Origin of the sequence: Leifsonia sp. McL0607, assembly GCF_049993355.1 — a bacterium.
Lineage (GTDB): Bacteria > Actinomycetota > Actinomycetes > Actinomycetales > Microbacteriaceae > Leifsonia.
This window is the reverse complement of record NZ_CP188253.1, coordinates 1,511,601-1,528,885: the sequence shown is the minus strand read 5'-3', so window position 1 is coordinate 1,528,885 and position 17,285 is coordinate 1,511,601. Positions and strand designations below refer to the sequence as shown.

Genomic DNA, 17,285 nt, shown 5'->3' with positions numbered 1-17,285 from the left:
CGTCACCGACCGGCGGTGGCGATCACGATCGAGCCCTTCGCGACGACCGCGCCCTTCACACGGGCGACCACCGAGAACTCGGCGAGAAGGCCGAATACCGTCTTCTTCTCGACGTGGATGCTGACCTGGTCACCCGGGCGGATCGGCTGGGTGAATGCGAAGCGCTTGACCGTCGCGAGATAGCCGATCCGAGGCTCGCCGTCCTCCGTCGGCAGCGCGTTCAGGATGACCGCGGCGACCTGCGCCGACACTTCGATCAGGTGCGCACCCGGATAGATGGGCTCGCCGGGAAAGTGACCGGCGAAGACGGGATCGGAGATCGAGATGTTCTTGAGGCCGGTTCCGGCCTCTCCTGGGATCAGCTCGGACACTCCGTCGAGCAACAGCACGGGATGCCGATGTGGCAATAGTCTGACGACATCCGCGCCTGATAAGGATCCGGTGTCGGTGCTCACGCGCCGATCTCCCGCTCGATGTGGTCTGCGACGCTGTTGGTCGACCCGAAGACGAACTTGTCCTCGTCGGTGATCGCGACGCCGAACTCCTCCTCGACCAGGCTGACGATCTCGAGCGTGTCGAGGGAGTCGAGCTCCAGCCCGCGGCCGAAGAGCGGCTGGTCGTCGTCGATCTGCTCGGGTGCGATCGGGAGGTCGAGCCCCTCTGCGATCAGGCGGGTGAGGCTGTCGTTGATCTCACGACGTTTCGTCGCACGCTCGAGAATCTCCTCGTACATGTGGTCTCCATTTCTGGCCATTGGGTTCATGGCCGATTCGGGTGTTGATTTCAGTGGAGTGGGTGGATCAGGCGGTCAATCCGCCGTCGACGGTAAGGATCTGCCCGGTGATGTAAGACGAGTCGTCCCCCGCCAGGAAGCGGACGGCGGTCGCCACCTCTCGAGGTTCGGCGAGCCGACCGAGCGGGATGTGTTCCATGGCCTGCTCACGGGCGGCGCGAGGGATCTGACGAACCATGTCGGTGTCGGTGAAGCCGGGTGCCACCGCGTTGACGCGGATACCAGAGGGCGCGGCCTCCCGTGCGAGCGTGCGAGTGAGTGCGTTGAGACCACCCTTGCTCGCCGAATAGTTCGCCTGGCCCGGTTGTCCCCGCAATCCGGACACCGAGCTCACGAAGACCAGTGAACCGCCCGACTTGCGCATCGCCTTGAGGCTCTCGCGAGCCACGAGGAAGGCTCCGGTGAGGTTGACTCCGATCACTTCATCCCACGTCTGCAGGGACATCATCGGGGCGAACGCGTCCCGGGTGATCCCCGCGTTCGCCACGACCACGTTGAGCGGCGGGCACTCTGCCCTGATCCAACGGAAGAGTTCGCGTGTGTCGGCTTCGTCGGAGACGTCCGCGCGTCGTGCGATCGCTTCGCCTCCGGCCGCGCGGATGTCCGCGGCCAGCTCGGCGGCCTCGTCGGCGCCGGAGCGGTAGGTGGCCACCACGGTCCATCCGGCCGCCGCGAGCTCTCGCGCGCAGGCGCGCCCGATACCGCGCGAGGCGCCAGTGACCAGTGCAGTGTGTTCAAGCGGCACGTCGTGCGTCCTTTCGGAAAGAGTCGTCGACGACCTCCACGCGGTCGCCCAGCTGCGTGCGGCGCCAGATCCGCTTGAGCGGGGAGCCGTTGCCGAAGATCAGCCCGGCGGCGGCGCTCTGCGCACGCTCGGTCACGACTTGCCACCGCACGGGCTTGCGGACCCCGTCTGCGAGGTCGCTTGCGATGCCGTCGGCAGTTCGATGCAGCTGCCCCGTGCTGGCGGACAGGTACGGGACGTCGGGATCGGCGAATCGAACTCCGGCCACTGTCCGACGCCATTCGGGGACGATCGGATCCATCAGCCGCGAGTGGAACGCGTGGCTGACCTCCAGTACGAGGCTCTTGCTCCCGAGGATTCGGCTTGCATCCTCGATCAGCTGGAGGTCTCCAGACAGCACTAGCTGGCGGTCGCCGTTGTAGCAGGCGACGTCGAGTCCGAGCTCGTCGGCCAGCTCGGTCGTAGTGCGTGCGGAGGCGGCAGACGTCACCGCGACAGCGAGCATGCCGCCGTCTCCCGGCGCCGAGGCCATCAGCTCGCCGCGGCGCCGCGCGAGCCTCATCGCATCGGCGAGGCCGAGCGCGCCGACCGCGACGGCCGCTGCAAGGGCTCCGACGCTGTGGCCCGCCGCCCAGATCGGGGCGATGGTTCCGTCGCCGGAGGCTTCACACTCCGCACGCCACACCCGAAGGGCGGCGAGCGAATAGAGCAGGATGGCGGGTTGCGCGTTCTCGGTGCGGGTCAGCCGACTCGCGGACGAACTCCAGAGCAGGGCACGCAAATCGAGGTCGAGCGCTTCCGACGCTTCATCGAACGCCTCCGCCGCGACCGGGAACCGGCTCACCAACGCCTGTCCCATTCCGGGCGACTGACTGCCTTGCCCGGGGAACGCGAGGAATCGCCCCGTCAACTGATCGGGCATCATGCGATCCTCCTCGAGAGTCGCCACGAGCCCAGGCACACGAAGATCAGGACGACCAGCACCAGGCACAGCACCGCGATCCCGTTCGTCACCTGGAAGTCACCGATGTTCGTGGTGATGCCGTAGAACTCACGGAACGTGTCCGCTTCCGCGCCGGTCCCGGCGAGCTTGTCCACCGTCGCCGATGTGTAGGGCTGCCGGATGAGCATCGCCGACTGCGCGAAGGGCAGGGCGTTCATGACGTTGACGACCCCCTGCGGCAACGTGCCCGCGGGAATGTACGCGCCCGCGAGGAAGCCGGCGAGGGTCCCGACCACCGTCGACAGAGCCGCGAAGGACCCCGTCGACTTCAGGAACGTGACGGCGAACGTTCCCAGGGCCGCGAACGTCGCACTCGAGAGGATGACGCGCGACGCCAGCTCGATCGCGCCGATCGGCGAGAGGACTCCGCTGCCGTGGAGGCCGAGGTACACCTGGCCGACGATAACGATGGCCGTGGTCATCGTGATCGACACGAGGAGGCTCGAGAGGAGATAGCCGACCGTGAGCTGCCACCGGCGGATGGGTGCGACGAGGAAGTCGGAGAAGCGTCCGGTGGCGCGGTCGTCGACGAAGACGCTCAGAGCGGCGAGCGCGGTCGTGAGCGTCGTGATCGAGGTGATGCCAGCGAACACCCACGTGTCGACGAAGGCCTGGATTTCGCTGCTCGTCGCGGCGGAAAACTTCGCTTCGAGGGCCGTCACCTGCAGGTTGCCGAGGAAGAGCGCGTACAACCCGATGAGGATCAGTGCGGAGAGGAGGGAGAAGAACACCGCGGACTTGTCGCGGAAGAACAGGACGAGATTGCGTCGGGTAATGGTCAGGATCGTCATGCTGGCACCGTCTCCCGCGAGCCCGATGCGGTCACGGCGAGGAAGACGTCGTCCATCGTGCCGTGCCGGAACTCGAAGTCGTCCGGATCCAGGAGCGCCAGCAGCTCGCGAGCGTGACCGGCCGAATCCGTGAGGATCTCGATCTCGTCACCGCGATCGGTGAAGGCCAGTCCACTACGGGAGCACGCGGCCAGCAGGCCGCAGCGATCATGCGAGCGGACTGTCAGGACACTCGAACTGTGTCGCGCACGGAGTTCCGTCGGAGTCCCGTCGGCGACGATGCGGCCGCGATCGATGATGCACACCCGATCGGCGCGCTCGGTCTCCTCCATGTAGTGGGTGGTGAGGAAGACGGTCATCCCCTGGTCGCGGCGCAGCTGCTCGATCGTGTGCCAGATCTGTTCGCGCGACTGCGGATCGAGTCCGGCGGTCGGCTCATCGAGGAAGAGCACCGAAGGTGAATGGATCAGGGCGCGCGCGATGTCGGCCCGACGCTTTTGTCCACCGGACAGGGTTCCGTAGCGTCGGTCGAGGATCGACTCCAGCCCGACGAGCCCGCTCAACTTGCGGATGCGGCGCTTCGCGCAACGACCGCTGAGGCCGTACAGCCGCGCGCGACTTTCCACGTTCTCGCGGATCGTCAGTAGAGGGTCGAGCAGAGAAGCCTGGAACACGGCGCCGATCGAGCGTCGGACGCTCACTGCCTGTGTCGCGACGTCGTATCCGGCGACCGTAATCCGCCCTGCTGTCGGTGTCAGTGCAGTGGTGATGCAGCCGATGGTCGTCGACTTGCCTGCGCCGTTGGCTCCGAGGAATGCGAAAAGGGCCCCGGAGTCGACAGAGAACGACAGGTCATCGACCGCGGTGAAACCGCGGTATTGCTTGCGTAGTTCGTGTACGGTCAGGGACAAGCTCACTCCGAAATTCAAGTAAAGAGCTTAAAGTTTTACATATTCGAGTCCGAAACGCAAAATGACAGGTTGGAGTACGGGTACTTAACAGGCGCAGTTCAGCGCGCTCACGGGGGCGGTGGGCGAATCCGCAGGTCGGACCATGTGTCCGTTGCCGTCATCCACTGGCAGACCGTCGCGCATCCAGTACTCGAAACCGCCTAACGATCGGAACCTTCGGCAGCGTGACGACAAGCATCGCCTACTCGAGAACGGCGCCGACGTGGGCCATTCGGCCGCCCGAGTGAGTTGCAACGAAAGCGGCCAAGGGTTATCGGCAAGAAAGTGTGGATGGGTGAGTGATCTGGCCGCGTGATCACGGGGTGAAACGGGGATCGTTATGGTCGGCGACCCTTGGTCGTGGGAACGACTGCGGGCACGCAGCGCTGGCGCTGCCGTGTGTGCGGCGCGTCCTCGACCAGGCGCCGGCCGGACGGAGCCCGCCGGCAGCAGCTACGCCGGTTCCTGATCTGGCTGACCGGGAAGAGCACCCAAGCCGAGGCGGGAGGCGGCACGGGCCGCTCGTTCCGGCACGAGACAGCGTGGTGCTGGCATCTGCGACCCCGCATGCCGGTCACCGGCGAGATCCACGACGCCGTCCTAGTCGACGGGATCAGAATCGGATCCTGGTGCCTGCTGATCGCGCTCAGCAGCACCGGGCGCGTGATCTCCTGGCAGTGGTCCGCCGGCGAGTCCACCGCCGCGTGGGAGGCCCTCTTCGACCAGGTCCCGCCGCCCAAGGTCATCGTCACCGACGGCGGCACCGGCATCCGCTCGGCACTGGCAAGGGCCTGGCCCGACACCGCAGTGCAGCGATGCATCTTCCACCTGCAGATGAACGTAACCCGCGAGCTGACCAGGAATCCGCGGCTGAAGGCTGGGCGCGCGCTGCGCCAGATCGCGATGCGCCTCAGCAGCGTCCACGACGTCGACGCCGCGATCGAGTGGAGACTGATGCTGGAGGCCTGGTGGCAGCAGTTCGGACACCTCACCAAAGAGCGCACGCTCTACGACAACGGACAGTTCGGATTCACCCACCACCGGCTCCGCAAGGCGTGGGGCGTCCTGCACCGAGCCGCCGAGGCCGGCCACGAGTTCACGTTCCTCGAACACGGCAACCCACACACGACGTCCCCGCTCGAAGGCGGCGTCAACGCGCAGATACGGCACCTGCTGCGCCACCACCGCGGCATGACCATCGAGCACCGCCGCCGCGCCGTCGAGTGGTTCCTGCTGCTGAAAGAAGTCCCCATCGAATCCGCCCACGAATACGCCGACCCACCAGCCTCGCCACAGCCCCGACCCGTCGCTGAAAAACCAGACGGGCCAGCCCTCTACGACACCAGCCTCGACGCTGGCGAACGCCTATGGCTCAGATCAGGCTGGGCCGGACACAAATAACACGCCCGAACCATCCACACTTTCTTGCCGATAGCCCGCGGCCAAGCCAGCCGTGGACGGATCAAAACTGTGTGGAGCCTAGGAGATTCGAACTCCTGACATCCTGCTTGCAAAGCAGGCGCTCTACCAACTGAGCTAAGGCCCCCTATGAAGGAGATGACTTCCGTCGAGGAATGGTGGGGATACGAGGACTTGAACCTCGGACCTCTTCGTTATCAGCGAAGCGCTCTAACCGCCTGAGCTATATCCCCGAATGGGCAACAGATTAGAGGGTACCTGATCTGGCCCGGAGTGTGAAATCGAGTGCGCCCCGCCGGTCAGTTGTTCGTGAAACCGACGAGCAGGCCTCCGGTGATCTTCACCGAGAGGTTATAGAGGAGTGCGAAAACGGCGCCGAGCGCGGTCACCACGACGATGTCGAGGATGCCCACGACGAGCGAGAAGCCCATCACCTGGCCGAGCCCGAGCACCGACCGGAGGTCGCCGCCGCCGGCACCGGAGATGTCCTTCACCAGACCATTCAGCTGGTCGAAGATACCCGTCCGGTCGAGGACGGTCCAGATCAGGAACGAACCTACGATCGCGATGATCGCCAGGCAGATGCCTGCGAGGAACGAGAGCTTCACTGTCGACCAGAAGTCGATGTACACGAGCTTCAGCCGCACCTGCTTTGCGGATGCCGGACGTCGTGTCGACTTCCGTGCGAGTTTCTCGGCGACGCTACTGCTCATCTAAGACTTCATCCTTCCCGGCACGACCGGTCTCATCGTCGGCATCCGATTCTGCATCGGAAACCTGGGAATCGAGGTTGCGCTCGGTGTTCTTCGCCAGAGCGATGATCTTGTCGGACTCGGCGAAACGTGCAAAGACGACACCCATGGTGTCACGGCCCTTGGCGGGTACCTCGGCCACGGAGGAGCGTACCACCTTGCCGCTGGCAAGAACCACCAGGACCTCGTCGTCTTCGTCGACGATGAGAGAACCCACGAGGTCGCCTCGGTCGTCGCTCAGTTTCGCCACCTTGATGCCGAGACCGCCGCGGTTCTGCAGACGATACTGGTCGGCCGAGGTGCGCTTGGCGTAGCCTCCCTCGGTCACGACGAACACGTAGCCTTCGTCGGAGACCACCGCGGCATCGAGCAGCCTGTCCTCGCCTCGGAAGTGCATTCCGATCACGCCCGACGTCGACCGTCCCATTGGCCGCAGGGCCTCGTCGCTCGCGGTGAACCGGATCGACATGCCCTTGCGGGAGACGAGCAGCAGGTCGGAATCCTCTTCCACCAGCAGCGCGGAGACGAGCTCGTCGTCCTCGCGGAGCTTGATCGCGATGATGCCGCCCGAACGGTTGGTGTCGTACTCCTCGAGGGCGCTCTTCTTGATGAGACCGTCGCGGGTGGCGAGCACCAGATACTTCGCGGCCTGGTAGTCGCGGATGTCGAGGATCTCGGCGATCTCTTCGTCCGGCTGCATGGCGAGCAGGTTCGCGACGTGCTGTCCCTTCGCGTCGCGGCCGGCCTCTTGCACCTCGTACGCCTTGGCCCGGTAGACGCGGCCCTTGTTCGTGAAGAACAGGAGCCAGTGATGCGTCGTGGTCACAAAGAAGTGGTCGACGACGTCCTCGCCGCGCAGCTGGGCGCCCTTGACGCCCTTGCCTCCGCGGTGCTGGCTGCGGTAGTTGTCGCTCCGGGTGCGCTTGATGTAGCCGCCGCGGGTGACGGTGACCACCATCTCCTCTTCGGGGATAAGGTCTTCCATGCTCATGTCGCCGTCGAAGCCGAACATGATCTCGGTGCGCCGGTCGTCGCCGAAACGATCCACGATCTCGGTGAGCTCCTCGCTCACGATCGAACGCTGACGGGCCGGGTCTTCGAGGATCGACTTGAGCTCGGCGATGTCGAGCTCGATCTGGTCGTGCTCCTCGATGATCTTCTGGCGTTCGAGGGCGGCGAGGCGGCGCAGCTGCATCGCGAGGATGGCGTCGGCCTGCACGTCGTCCACGTCGAGCAGGGTCTTCAGGCCGTCGCGGGCGTCCTCGACCGTCGCCGAACGACGGATGAGCGCGATGACCTCGTCCAGAGCGTCGAGCGCCTTGAGATATCCGCGAAGGATGTGGGCGCGTTCCTCTTTCTTCCGCAGGCGGTAACGCGTGCGGCGCACGATCACGTCGATCTGGTGGTCGACCCAGGCCGTGATGAATCCGTCGAGGGCGAGCGTGCGCGGAACGTTGTCCACGATCGCCAGCATGTTCGCGCCGAAGTTCTCCTGCAGCTGCGTGTGCTTGTACAGGTTGTTCAACACGACCTTGGCGACGGCGTCGCGCTTCAGCACGATGACCAAGCGCTGGCCGGTGCGGCCGGAGGTCTCGTCGCGGATGTCGGCGATGCCGCCGACGCGGCCGTCCTTCACCAGCTCGGCGATCTTGATCGCGAGGTTGTCCGGGTTCACCTGGTACGGCAGCTCCGTGACGACCAGACAGACACGGCCCTGGATCTCTTCGATGCTCACGACAGCGCGCATCGTGATCGAGCCACGACCGGTGCGGTAGGTGTCCTGGATGCCCTTGACACCCAGGATCTGCGCGCCGGTCGGGAAGTCCGGTCCCTTGATCCGCCTGATCAGCTCCTCCAGGAGCTCCTCCCGCGGGGCCTCCGGGTGGGCGAGGTGCCAGAGAGCACCGTCGGCGACCTCCCGGAGGTTGTGCGGCGGGATGTTCGTCGCCATGCCGACCGCGATGCCGACGGAGCCGTTGACCAGCAGGTTCGGGAAACGGCTGGGCAGGACGGCCGGCTCCTGGGTGCGTCCGTCGTAGTTGTCCTGGAAATCGACGGTCTCCTCGTCGATGTCCCGGACCATCTCGAGGGCGAGCGGGGCCATCTTGGTCTCGGTGTACCGAGGGGCAGCCGCGCCGTCGTTGCCGGGCGAACCGAAGTTGCCCTGGCCGAGAGCGAGCGGGTAGCGGAGGCTCCACGGCTGCACGAGACGCACGAGCGCGTCGTAGATGGCGGAGTCACCGTGCGGGTGGAACTGCCCCATGACGTCGCCGACCACGCGAGCGCACTTCGAGAACGCCTTGTCGGGGCGGTAGCCGCCGTCGAACATCGCATAGATCACGCGACGGTGCACGGGCTTTAGTCCATCGCGCACCTCGGGCAGCGCACGCCCGATGATGACGCTCATCGCGTAGTCGAGGTACGAGCGCTCCATCTCTTTCTGCAGATCGACCTGATCGATCCGGCCGTGGATGCCGAAGCTCTCGCCGCTGGGGGTCTCGTCCGTCACAGTGCTCTCTTCTCGTAACCGAGGGGTCGTCTCGCTGGGGTCCTCAGATGTCGAGGAACCGCACGTCCTTGGCGTTCTTCTGGATGAACGAACGGCGCGACTCGACGTCCTCGCCCATCAGCGTGGCGAAGATCTCGTCAGCTGCGGCCGCGTCGTCAAGGGTGACCTGGAGGAGCGTGCGCGTCTCCGGGTTCATCGTCGTCTCCCACAGCTCCTTGTAGTCCATCTCGCCGAGACCCTTGTAGCGCTGCACCCCGTTGTCCTTGGGGATGCGCTTGCCCGCGGCGAGGCCCTCCGCCATGAATGCGTCGCGCTCGCGATCGGAGTACACGTACTCGTGCTCGGCGTTCGACCACTTGAGACGGTAGAGCGGAGGCTGCGCGAGATAGACGTAGCCGAGCTCGACGAGCGGCCGCATGTACCGGAACAGCAGAGTCAGCAGCAGCGTCGTGATGTGCTGGCCGTCGACATCGGCGTCGGCCATGAGCACGATCTTGTGATACCGCGCCTTCTCCGGATTGAAGTCCTCGCCGATTCCGGCGCCGAACGCCGTGATCATCGCCTGCACCTCGTTGTTGGCGAGCGCGCGGTCGAGCCGCGCCTTCTCGACGTTGAGGATCTTGCCGCGCAACGGGAGGATCGCCTGGGTCTCGGGGTTGCGGCCCTGAACAGCCGAGCCGCCAGCAGAGTCGCCCTCGACGATGAAGATCTCGGAGATGGTCGGGTCCTTCGACTGGCAGTCCTTGAGCTTGCCTGGCATTCCGCCGCTCTCGAGGAGGCCCTTGCGGCGGGCGGTCTCGCGCGCCTTGCGGGCGGCGATGCGCGCGGTCGCAGCCTGGAGCGCCTTGCGGATGATCTCCTTGGCCTGGTTCGGGTTGCGGTCGAACCAGTCGCCGAGCTGATCGCCGACCACCTTCTGCACGAACGCTTTGGCCTCTGTGTTGCCGAGCTTCGTCTTGGTCTGGCCCTCGAACTGCGGCTCCGACAGCTTCACCGACACCACCGCGGTCAGACCCTCGCGGACGTCCTCGCCCGAGAGGTTGTCGTCCTTCTCTTTAAGGATGTCCTTCTCGCGCGCATAGCGATTGACAAGCGTCGTCAGTGCGGCGCGGAAGCCCTCTTCGTGAGTGCCGCCCTCGTGCGTGTTGATCGTGTTGGCGTAGGTGAACACCGACTCGTTGTAGCTCGTCGTCCACTGCATCGCGACTTCGAGCGCGATCTTGCGCTCGGTGTCCTCCGACTCGAACGAGATGATCTCGTCGTTCACGACCTCCGCCTTCTTCGCGGCGTTGAGGTAGTGCACGTAATCGGTCAGACCCCGCTCGTAGAGGAAGACCTCTGAGCGGGCGGCGAACACCTCGCCTTCGTCCTCGATCTCGCCTTCCGCCGGCTCGACTTCCGGTGCGCGCTGATCGGTGATCGAGATGCGCAGACCTTTGTTGAGGAAGGCCATCTGCTGAAAGCGTGTGCGGAGCGTGTCGTAGTCGAACACGACCGTCTCGAAGGTGACCGGGCTCGGCCAGAAGGTGATGATCGTGCCGGTGCGATCCGAGACCTCACCTTGCTCGAGCGGGGCCTGCGGCACGCCGTTGCGGTAGCTCTGCCGCCACACATGCTCCTGACGGTGGACCTCGACGTCGAGCCGCGACGAGAGCGCGTTCACCACAGAGCTTCCTACGCCGTGCAGTCCGCCGGAGACGGCGTAGCCACGGCCGCCGAACTTGCCGCCGGCGTGGAGGATGGTGAGCACGACCTCCACCGTCGACTTCTTCTCTGTGGGGTGCTCGTCGACCGGGATGCCACGACCGTTGTCGTCCACCCGGACAGCGCCGTCGGGGAGGATGGTCACCTCGATGTTGTCGGCATGGCCGGCCAGAGCCTCGTCCACCGAATTGTCGACGATCTCGTACACGAGGTGATGGAGGCCACGGGGACCGGTGGAACCGATGTACATTCCAGGTCGTTTGCGGACGGCTTCGAGACCTTCGAGGATCTGGATCTCATTCGCGCCGTAGTCGTGTTCCGCCTCGGCCCTGTTCGGTTCCATCGTCATATGAAATTAGGCTCCTGACCGCACTCAACAGTGACTCTCCATTCTACCAAGCACGCGGAGCCGAATTGCCCGAAATCGCGCCTCTGACGCGTTTTCTTTGCTCGGGCGACCTCTTTTGTGCAATCAGCCGTAAGTATCGCGCGGACCGCGCCCTGGAATCGACCTGGGACCGCGTTTCCAGGAGGGGGCGTCCGGCCCCTGAAATCGGATCGACTCGATCTCAGCTCCGGGGAACCGCTCCCCGATCCGCACCAGAAGCTCCGAACGCATCAACCGCAGCTGAGTCGCCCATGCGGTCGACTCGCACCTCACGACGAGCACGCCGTCTGTGATCTGGTCGGGAATCGCGTGTCGCGCGGTCTCCGCTCCCGCCAGTTCCTCCCATCCCTCGAGGAGGTCGGACTTGGCGAGTGATCCCGTCCAGCCGAGCTGCGTCGCGAGTGCATCGACGACGTCGCCGAGTCCGCGCGGGTCACGCCCGGCGCCGAACGGCTTCGATGCGGTCGGGTCGTCGTCGGTTCGCTTCGTCCTGCGTCTGCGGGAGGGAGTTCCGGTAAAGAGCTCCTTCATCCGGAGGTAGACCGTCGCCGCTTCGCTCACGATCCCACGATAGTCCCGCCCTCGATCCACACAGTGTGCGCGGCGAGGACCTCCGGAACGTCTTCCAGGACGGCCGCCGTGATCAGGACCTGCTCGTAACTAGCTACGGCGGTTGCGAGCATGCGCCTCCGCGCTTGGTCGAGCTCCGCGAAGACGTCATCGAGGATCAGCACGGGATCTCCGGTCGACGACTCGCGCCGCAGCAGCTCCGCCGACGCCAGCTTCAGCGCCAGCGCGAACGACCAGGACTCGCCGTGGCTCGCATACCCCTTCGCCGGCAGGCCGTTGAGCTCGAACAGCACATCATCACGGTGCGGGCCGACGAGGGTCAGTCCGCGCTCCAGCTCCTTCGGGCGCACGGCGGCCAGTGCACCGCGGAACACCTCCGCGGTATCACCGGATGAGATGGTTACTGCGGAGTCCGCGTCATCCTCATCGTCGTCGACGTGCGCGCCCCGGATGGTGAGCTGCGGAAGCAACCGCGGGTGATGGTCGTCGCCGGCCACCGAGCGGTACGCGGCGACGAGCGGATCGCTCAATCGCGCTACGAGATCGAGCCGAGCGTCCACCAGCTCGGCGCCGAGCGCCACGAGACGTTCATCCCAGATATCGAGTGTTCCGAGCTGGTCGGGCTTGACCCGGGAGGCGCGGGCCGACTTGAGCAACGTATTGCGCTGTTTGAGCACGCGCTCGTAGTCGGCGATGACCGCAGAGAAGCGTGGGCTGCGCTGGACGAGCAGCTGATCGAGAAAGCGTCTGCGGATCCCCGGTTCGCCTCGAACGAGAGCGAGATCCTCCGGAGCGAAAAGGACGCTGGAGAAGTACCTCGGGAGCTCGCGCGGCTTGATCGCACCTCGGTTGACCTGCGCGCGGTTCGGTGCCGACCGGTTGAGCTGGACCTCCACGAGGCGCTCGCGGCCGTCGTGCTCGATGCGCGCCCGGACGATCGCCGAGTCGGCGTCCTTGCGGATCATCGCCTGGTCGCTCGACACCCGATGCGATCCCAGGGTGCTCAGGTAGCCGAGCGACTCGACGAGGTTGGTCTTGCCCTGACCGTTGCGGCCGACGAACAGGTTTGCGCCGGCCGCGAACGGGACCTCCGCGGTGCGATAGTTGCGGAAGTCAGTCAGAAAAAGATGCGTAACTCTCAATGAGGGTTAGTCCACGGCCTTCACAGCGTGGCCGCCGAACTGGTTGCGCAGGGCCGCGACAGCCTTCATGGCCGGCGAGTCCTCCTGGCGCGAGACGAAGCGGGCGAAGATCGACGCGCTGATCGTGGGAACAGGGACGGCGTTGTTCAGCGCCTCCTCGACCGTCCACCGGCCCTCGCCCGAATCCTGCACGAAACCCTCGATGTGCTCGAACTCGGGATCCTGCTCGAGAGCGCGGACGAGGAGGTCGAGAAGCCACGAACGCACGACGGTGCCGCGCTGCCACGCCTTGAAGGTGCCTGTGACGTCCTTGATGATGTCTTTGCGGGTGTCGAGCAGCTCATACCCCTCGGCATAGGCCTGCATGAGCGCGTACTCGATGCCGTTGTGCACCATCTTGGCGTAGTGGCCGGCGCCGACTTCGCCGACATGGACGAATCCCTCATCGCGCGGACCATCGGGGCGTAGTGCGTCGAAGACCGGCATGACCCGCTCGACCTGCTCCTTGGAACCGCCGACCATCAGGCCGTAGCCGTTCTCGAGTCCCCAGATGCCGCCGGAGACACCGGCATCCATGAAGTCGACACCCTTCGGCGCGAGCAGTTCGGCATGCTTGAAGTCCTCGGTGAACTTGGAGTTGCCACCGTCGATGACCAGGTCGCCCTTCTCGAGCAGCGGCCCCAGGTCGGTGATCACGCTGTCGGTGATAGCGCCGGCCGGCACCATCACCCACACGGTACGCGGCGTGGGTAGCGCCGCAACGAGGTCGGCCAGGGTCGCGACGTCAGACACCTCGGGATTGGTGTCGTAGCCGGTGACCTCGATGCCCTTCTTCTCCAGGCGGGCACGCATGTTGTTGCCCATGCGCCCGAGACCGATGAGGCCGATGTGCATGATTGTCCTTCTTCTCTCTCGGAGCGGGAGCGAGTCCTAACGCAGCAGCAGGTTGGGCTGCAGCAGGTACTTGTACGAGTCCGAACCGGACTGGTCCTTCGACGTCTGGCTCGTGATGAGCACCGGACCCGGCTTGTTGGGGTTCTCGGTCTTGGTGAAGGAGATGCGCACGAATTCCGAGTGCACGGCACCGAGACCATCGAGCAAGAACTGCGGCTTCAACGAAACCACCGTCTCGTGGCCAGTGAGGAGAGCGTCGATGGTCTCCGACGCTTGAGCCTGCTCGGAGCCGATCGCTTCCAGGGTCAGCCCCTCGGCGGTGAACGTGTAGCGGAGGGCGGCTTCGCGCTCGAGGACGAGCGCGACTCGTCGGGTCGCCTCGATCAGTTCGGCGGTGTTGATGACCGCGTAGTTGTCGACCTGCTCCGGGAAGAGACGGCGCACTGGCGGGAAGTTGCCCTTGATCAAGAGGGAGGTCACGGTCTTCTTGTCGGCCGTGAACGCGATCAGTTCGCGATCGTCGCGGTTGGTGATCGCGATCGAGACGGTTCCCGAGTGGCCGAAGGTCTTACCGATCTCGGTGAGAGTTCGCGCCGGCACCAGCGCGGTCTGCGTCTCGCCGGAGGTCGTGCCGTTGTCCCAGTCGATCTCCCGCACCGCGACACGATAGCGGTCGGTCGCGACCAGCCCCAGTGTGTTGTTGCCGACCTCCAACTGCACGCCGGTGATGACGGGCGTGACGTCGTCGCGCGAGGCGGCGACTCCGACCTGGGCAACGGCCTCGGCGAATTCCTCGGCGGGAACGAGTCCGGCGTCGCTCGAGACCTGCGGGATGCTGGGATATTCCTCGACGGGCATGGAGAGCAGCGTGAAGTTCGCCGATCCAGCTCGGACGACGATCTTGGATTCCTCGGTCGAGAATTGCACGGGCGCGTTGGGGAGTTTGGCCGCGATCTCGGCAAGAAGGCGTCCGGACACCAGGACGCGCCCCGGTTCCTCGACCTCAGCCGCGATCTCCGTCTGAGCGGAGACCTCGTAGTCGAAGGAGGAGAGCTGGAGCCCGCTGTCGGTGGTCTCGATCAGCACACCGCTCAGGATGGGGAGGGTCGTGCGCTGTGGAAGAAGCTTCACGGCGAAGGAGACGGCCTCACTGAAGACATCCCGATTGGCTTGGAACTTCACGAAGTCTCCCCTGGCTCTGCGCTCGGATACGGAACGACACAAATCCTAGCGCTTGGCCTCTGCCGCAGAAGTTGTCATTCGAGCAACCGCTTGAGGTTGTCGACCGGCCTTAACTCAGAAGAGTTAATCATTAATGGTGTTAACCGCTGTGGAAAATGTGGATAACTCGGTGGATAGCAGGAAATCAGAGGGAACTACAACCTCGTGACTTGTTGATGACCCGTGGATTCTTGCTGTTGACAGCTCGGGCGGGTTGATCCGATTCGAACGGCTTTTCACAGTTCCAGGCCGTCCGTCCCCATTAATCGAGTGACTTTCCGGAACTTCTCCACAAGTTATCCCCAGGTGTTAATAACGAACTCTCCCCACTCTGGGGATCAATCTGTGGATAACTTTCCGAGGCGCGACGGCGTGGCGGCGCTGCGGCGTCACTTTCCGTAGCGGTGGTTCTGCTTGATCCGGCTGGTGAGCTCCGTCACCTGGTTGTAGATCGAGCGTCGCTCCTTCATGAGCTCGCTGATCTTCTTGTTCGCGTACATGACCGTCGTGTGGTCGCGGCCGCCGAACAGCTGGCCGATCTTCGGCAGCGAGAGGTTGGTCAGTTCGCGGCAGAGGTACATCGCGATCTGCCGGGCAGTGGCGACGGCCTGAGAACGACTGGAACCGTACAGATCGTCGACGCTGAGCTTGAAGTACTCGGCGGTGTTGGTGATGATGTCGGTCGGCGCGATCACGTTGTCGTCGTCGAGCGTGATCAGGTCCTTCAGCACGGTCTGCACCAGGGGCATGTCGACCGGTGTGCGATTGAGGCTGGCGAAGGCGGTGACGCGGATCAGCGTCCCCTCTAGTTCGCGGATGTTGCTGGAGACCTTCGACGCCATGAATTCCAGGATGTCGTCCGGAACCAGGATCTTCTCGCTCTGCGCCTTCTTACGCAGGATCGCGATGCGGGTCTCGAGGTCGGGGACCTGCACGTCGGTGATAAGGCCCCACTCGAACCGCGAGCGCATCCGGTCCTCGAAGCCGGTGAGGTGCTTCGGAGGCAGGTCGCTGGTGATCACGACCTGCTTGTTGTGGTCATGGAGGGTGTTGAAGGTGTGGAAGAAGGCCTCTTGCGTCTCGACTGCGCGCTGGAGGAACTGGATGTCGTCGATCAGAAGGATGTCGATGTTCCGGTACCGCGCCTGGAAGGAGGACCCGCGGTTGTTGGCGATCGAGTTGATGAAGTCGTTCGTGAACTCCTCGCTCGACACGTACCGGACCCGGATGCCCGGGTAGAGGCTCATGGCGTAGTGGCCTATGGCGTGGAGGAGGTGGGTCTTGCCCAGGCCCGAGTCGCCGTAGATGAACAGCGGGTTGTAGGCCTTCGCAGGTGCTTCTGCCACGGCGACCGCCGCGGCGTGGGCGAACCGGTTCGACTGGCCGATGACGAAGTTGTCGAAACTGTACTTGGCATTGAGGCGGGTGTCGCCGTTCCTCGGCGGGGCCGTGATCTCGGTGGGCGGGGACACCATCGGTGTCACGGTGTCGAGATAGGGGGCCGGGTCCGGCTCGGACGGGCCGGCCATCGACTCCTGCTGGATTTCCGGGTTCACGACGATGGCGAATGTGTTCACCTCGAGAGTGTGGTCGAGGGTGCCGATCGCGTTGAGGAGGGGCACACGGCTGCGCTGCTCGATCATGCCGCGCGTGAACTCGTTGGGCACCTCGAGATAGAAAGTGCCGGCCATGATGCCCTTGGGCTCGACCAGACTGAGGAAGCCATGCAGCTGAGGTGTGATGCGGTCGTCCGTCTCGAGCTTGTCGAGCACGTTCTGCCATGCCGCAGAAATGGACTCTTCGCCGCCTGCCATCGTTCCCCGTCTTCAAATCGTGGATGCCGTTGGCCCGGCGTGAGACGAGTCGTCCCCCGTGTGACTCACGTCGGGCTGGCGGCAAGGGATGCCGCCATGGGGTATTCACAGAGTTATCCACCGCTGTGTGTGCAATACCGTAGCGATCTCCGGCCGCTTTTGGGATGGGCTGGGGATAACTTTGGACCTCACGCTAACTTGTCCACAGGTGGGGATCAAATTCGATCGGCGGAATACTCCGGCGCGTCGTCGGCGCAATTCCTGCAAATCCCGTGCATAATCAATGGTTTCGGGACGGTCGGTTTGACCTCGGTCGGCCTCAGGACGTAGTTTTAATCAGTTGACTTCAGCCGTTTTGGCTGCCCAGAAACTTTCCTGGCCTCCCCGTGCTGCCTTTTCCTTCAGCACCGGCCTGTGAAGAGACCATCACGGAGATAGATATGAGCAAGAGAACGTTCCAGCCGAACAACCGCAAGCGCGCGAAGACCCACGGCTTCCGCCTCCGCATGCGCACGCGAGCCGGCCGCGCCATCCTGTCTGCCCGCCGCGCCAAAGGCCGCGAGAAGCTCTCGGCCTGATCTCTCGCGGAT

General features: G+C 64.6%; 16 protein-coding genes and 2 tRNA genes. 2 read left to right on the top strand and 16 right to left on the bottom strand.

Features of this window, described 5'->3' with window-relative positions; genetic code table 11:
• Positions 1 to 2 precede the first annotated feature (2 nt).
• The 6 genes from fabZ to ACPPVW_RS07365 form a co-directional block, all read right to left on the bottom strand.
• Entirely contained in the window at positions 3 to 455 is a 453-nt protein-coding gene (gene fabZ, locus ACPPVW_RS07390; protein ID WP_426625856.1) for a 3-hydroxyacyl-ACP dehydratase FabZ, read from the bottom strand.
• A complete protein-coding gene (locus ACPPVW_RS07385; protein ID WP_426625855.1) occupies positions 452 to 733 on the bottom strand; it encodes an acyl carrier protein in 282 nt (93 codons plus the stop codon). Before ACPPVW_RS07385 ends, fabZ begins: the two co-directional genes overlap by 4 nt.
• A 67-nt stretch (positions 734 to 800) precedes the next feature.
• On the bottom strand, positions 801 to 1,538 hold the full coding sequence (gene fabG / locus ACPPVW_RS07380) for a 3-oxoacyl-ACP reductase FabG (RefSeq protein ID WP_426625854.1): 738 nt from the start codon (positions 1,536 to 1,538) through the stop codon (positions 801 to 803).
• A complete protein-coding gene (locus ACPPVW_RS07375; RefSeq protein WP_426625853.1) occupies positions 1,528 to 2,463 on the bottom strand; it encodes an ACP S-malonyltransferase in 936 nt (311 codons plus the stop codon). Before ACPPVW_RS07375 ends, fabG begins: the two co-directional genes overlap by 11 nt.
• Positions 2,460 to 3,332: an ABC transporter permease gene (locus ACPPVW_RS07370; RefSeq protein ID WP_426625852.1), complete on the bottom strand. Its 873-nt coding sequence runs from the start codon at positions 3,330 to 3,332 to the stop codon at positions 2,460 to 2,462. The genes ACPPVW_RS07375 and ACPPVW_RS07370 overlap by 4 nt, the downstream gene beginning before the upstream one ends.
• Positions 3,329 to 4,249 (bottom strand): ATP-binding cassette domain-containing protein, encoded by a 921-nt coding sequence (locus ACPPVW_RS07365; RefSeq protein WP_426625851.1) that lies wholly within the window; start codon positions 4,247 to 4,249, stop codon positions 3,329 to 3,331. The genes ACPPVW_RS07370 and ACPPVW_RS07365 overlap by 4 nt, the downstream gene beginning before the upstream one ends.
• 393 nt (positions 4,250 to 4,642) lie before the next feature.
• On the opposite strand from ACPPVW_RS07365, the gene ACPPVW_RS07360 reads away from it, so the two are divergent.
• Positions 4,643 to 5,683 (top strand): IS1249 family transposase, encoded by a 1,041-nt coding sequence (locus ACPPVW_RS07360; protein ID WP_426625850.1) that lies wholly within the window; start codon positions 4,643 to 4,645, stop codon positions 5,681 to 5,683.
• A 72-nt stretch (positions 5,684 to 5,755) separates the two neighbouring features.
• Here ACPPVW_RS07360 and ACPPVW_RS07355 read toward each other — a convergent pair.
• From ACPPVW_RS07355 to dnaA, 10 genes are all read right to left on the bottom strand, one after another.
• A tRNA-Ala gene (locus tag ACPPVW_RS07355) sits at positions 5,756 to 5,828 on the bottom strand.
• Between the two features lie 29 nt (positions 5,829 to 5,857).
• Positions 5,858 to 5,934 (bottom strand) — tRNA-Ile (locus ACPPVW_RS07350).
• Between the two features lie 66 nt (positions 5,935 to 6,000).
• On the bottom strand, positions 6,001 to 6,414 hold the full coding sequence (locus tag ACPPVW_RS07345) for a DUF3566 domain-containing protein (RefSeq protein WP_295126427.1): 414 nt from the start codon (positions 6,412 to 6,414) through the stop codon (positions 6,001 to 6,003).
• The gene (gene gyrA / locus ACPPVW_RS07340; RefSeq protein WP_426625849.1) at positions 6,404 to 8,962 is read right to left on the bottom strand and encodes a DNA gyrase subunit A; all 2,559 of its coding nucleotides are present in this window, start codon (positions 8,960 to 8,962) and stop codon (positions 6,404 to 6,406) included. Before gyrA ends, ACPPVW_RS07345 begins: the two co-directional genes overlap by 11 nt.
• A 43-nt stretch (positions 8,963 to 9,005) precedes the next feature.
• Positions 9,006 to 11,015 carry a DNA topoisomerase (ATP-hydrolyzing) subunit B gene (gyrB, locus tag ACPPVW_RS07335; protein WP_426625848.1) on the bottom strand — a complete coding sequence of 670 codons (2,010 nt, stop codon included), beginning with the start codon at positions 11,013 to 11,015 and terminating at the stop codon, positions 9,006 to 9,008.
• A gap of 123 nt (positions 11,016 to 11,138) precedes the next feature.
• Entirely contained in the window at positions 11,139 to 11,585 is a 447-nt protein-coding gene (locus tag ACPPVW_RS07330) for a DUF721 domain-containing protein (RefSeq protein WP_426626265.1), read from the bottom strand.
• Positions 11,586 to 11,611: 26 nt separating this feature from the next.
• Positions 11,612 to 12,766, bottom strand: coding sequence for a DNA replication/repair protein RecF (gene recF / locus ACPPVW_RS07325; protein ID WP_426625847.1), 1,155 nt, complete (start codon positions 12,764 to 12,766; stop codon positions 11,612 to 11,614).
• 6 nt (positions 12,767 to 12,772) lie between these two features.
• Positions 12,773 to 13,660: a phosphogluconate dehydrogenase (NAD(+)-dependent, decarboxylating) gene (gnd, locus tag ACPPVW_RS07320; RefSeq protein WP_426625846.1), complete on the bottom strand. Its 888-nt coding sequence runs from the start codon at positions 13,658 to 13,660 to the stop codon at positions 12,773 to 12,775.
• Between the two features lie 36 nt (positions 13,661 to 13,696).
• Positions 13,697 to 14,842, bottom strand: coding sequence for a DNA polymerase III subunit beta (dnaN, locus tag ACPPVW_RS07315; protein WP_426625845.1), 1,146 nt, complete (start codon positions 14,840 to 14,842; stop codon positions 13,697 to 13,699).
• Positions 14,843 to 15,270: 428 nt separating this feature from the next.
• Positions 15,271 to 16,695 (bottom strand): chromosomal replication initiator protein DnaA, encoded by a 1,425-nt coding sequence (gene dnaA / locus ACPPVW_RS07310; RefSeq protein WP_426625844.1) that lies wholly within the window; start codon positions 16,693 to 16,695, stop codon positions 15,271 to 15,273.
• Positions 16,696 to 17,135: 440 nt separating this feature from the next.
• Here dnaA and rpmH point away from each other — a divergent pair, with 440 nt between their 5' ends.
• Entirely contained in the window at positions 17,136 to 17,273 is a 138-nt protein-coding gene (gene rpmH / locus ACPPVW_RS07305; protein ID WP_055922080.1) for a 50S ribosomal protein L34, read from the top strand.
• Positions 17,274 to 17,285 lie beyond the last annotated feature (12 nt).

Coding starts and splice junctions, on each gene's coding strand:
- gyrB (WP_426625848.1), bottom strand. CDS start 11,015: ATGACGATGGAACCGAACAGGGCCGAGGCGGAACACGACTACGGCGCG.
- ACPPVW_RS07345 (WP_295126427.1), bottom strand. CDS start 6,414: ATGAGCAGTAGCGTCGCCGAGAAACTCGCACGGAAGTCGACACGACGT.
- ACPPVW_RS07330 (WP_426626265.1), bottom strand. CDS start 11,585: ATGAAGGAGCTCTTTACCGGAACTCCCTCCCGCAGACGCAGGACGAAG.
- ACPPVW_RS07370 (WP_426625852.1), bottom strand. CDS start 3,332: ATGACGATCCTGACCATTACCCGACGCAATCTCGTCCTGTTCTTCCGC.
- ACPPVW_RS07375 (WP_426625853.1), bottom strand. CDS start 2,463: ATGATGCCCGATCAGTTGACGGGGCGATTCCTCGCGTTCCCCGGGCAA.
- dnaA (WP_426625844.1), bottom strand. CDS start 16,695: ATGGCAGGCGGCGAAGAGTCCATTTCTGCGGCATGGCAGAACGTGCTC.
- ACPPVW_RS07385 (WP_426625855.1), bottom strand. CDS start 733: ATGTACGAGGAGATTCTCGAGCGTGCGACGAAACGTCGTGAGATCAAC.
- rpmH (WP_055922080.1), top strand. CDS start 17,136: ATGAGCAAGAGAACGTTCCAGCCGAACAACCGCAAGCGCGCGAAGACC.
- gnd (WP_426625846.1), bottom strand. CDS start 13,660: ATGCACATCGGCCTCATCGGTCTCGGGCGCATGGGCAACAACATGCGT.